The organism is Collinsella sp. D33t1_170424_A12, assembly GCF_015554865.1.
Classification (GTDB): Bacteria; Actinomycetota; Coriobacteriia; order Coriobacteriales; family Coriobacteriaceae; genus Collinsella.
This window is the reverse complement of sequence record NZ_JADNJJ010000105.1, coordinates 1-1,388: the sequence shown is the minus strand read 5'-3', so window position 1 is coordinate 1,388 and position 1,388 is coordinate 1. Positions and strand designations below refer to the sequence as shown.

The window sequence follows — 1,388 nt, the reverse complement described above, 5'->3', positions numbered from 1 at the left end:
CCTCACGCTGAGGGGCTTTGCGGTCAACATGTATGAGGACGAGCGGTTCGCCCCCAACATGCAGCAGGTGTTCGACACCAAGAAGATCGAGCTTTCGGGCGCCGCGGGCGCTGGCACGGCCGAGCTCGCCATGGTCACGAGCGATCTTGCGGCGGCCGTCGAGGGCGTCAAGGTGATCCTGGTCGCGGTGCCCGCCTTCGCGCACGCCGCATATGCCGAGAAGCTCGCCGAGGTCGTCGTCCCGGGCCAGATCGTGCTCGTGCTGCCGGGCACCTTCGGTTCGCTCATGTTCTGGAAGGCGTTCAAGGAACGCGGCGTCGAGGACGTCTGCGTGGCCGAGACCCACACGCTGCCGTATGCCACCCGACTGCTCGGCCCCGGCGCGTCGCTCGTCATGAGCCGCTTCGACCCGTTGAAGGTCGGCGTCATGCCCGCCGCCCGCACCGATGAGGTCATCGCGGCGCTCGATGGCGTTTTCCCGGGTATCGAGGCTGTCGAGAGCGTTGTCGCCTGCGGCCTGTCCAGCCTGAACCCCATCATCCATGTGCCGGGATGCATCCTGAACGCGGGGCGCATCGAGTACGCCCAGGGCGATTTCCACTTCTACACCGAGGGCTTCACCGATTGCGTCGCGCGCCTGACCGAGGCCATCGACGCCGAGCGCATCGCGCTGCTCGACGCCATGGGGTATGCGTCCGATATCGCGGCGCACGGCATCGGCGGCGCGGTCGAGACCGATTCCATCAAGGAGGCGATCGCCGGCGACCCCAACTTCGCCAAGATCACCGGCCCGGCGAACCTGCAGAACCGCTACTACTCCGAGGACATCCCCTACGGCATCGCAACGTGGGCCAAGCTCGCGCGCCTCATCGGCGTGTCCACGCCCGTGATGGACTCGCTGGTGAGCCTGGGCGGCGTGCTGCTCGAGAGCGATTGCTGGGAGGGCGGCCGCTCCATGGCCGAGCTCGGCATCGAGGGCATGGACCTCGAGGCGCTGCGCACCTACCTGGTCGAGGGATAGCGAGGGTCTGGGCGGCGGATTCGTCTGCTGCGGTCATACTGAGTGCTTCCAACCCATCTTTGGATCGCCCTTCATTCCTGGTCAACGGAAATGAGGGGGCGATTTTGTAGGACTGCGCAATGTCATTACCTGCATGCGCCGCAACCCGTATGCTGCGATTTCACGTTACCTGCCGGTGCACGTGTCTTGATGGCTCACGTACCGGTGGTTACGTGCCGCTTGATCCCCGTGGCTGCGGGGATGCGCGCCGTCTGCGCCGTTGCTTGCGTCCTTGGCTTCGTACTGGGCCAACGGGCGCTTCGCTCGGGCGCAACGGAGGGCTTCGCCGCGCGGTAGAAGCATGGCAATGCCGTAAGGGTCCTTGCAT

General features: G+C 65.9%; 1 protein-coding gene. It reads left to right on the top strand.

Features of this window, described 5'->3' with window-relative positions; genetic code table 11:
• Positions 1 to 1,021 (top strand): NAD/NADP octopine/nopaline dehydrogenase family protein (locus I2E26_RS04590; RefSeq protein ID WP_195419781.1); only part of this gene is annotated, 1,021 nt, incomplete at its 5' end.
• Between the last annotated feature and the right edge of the window lie 367 nt (positions 1,022 to 1,388).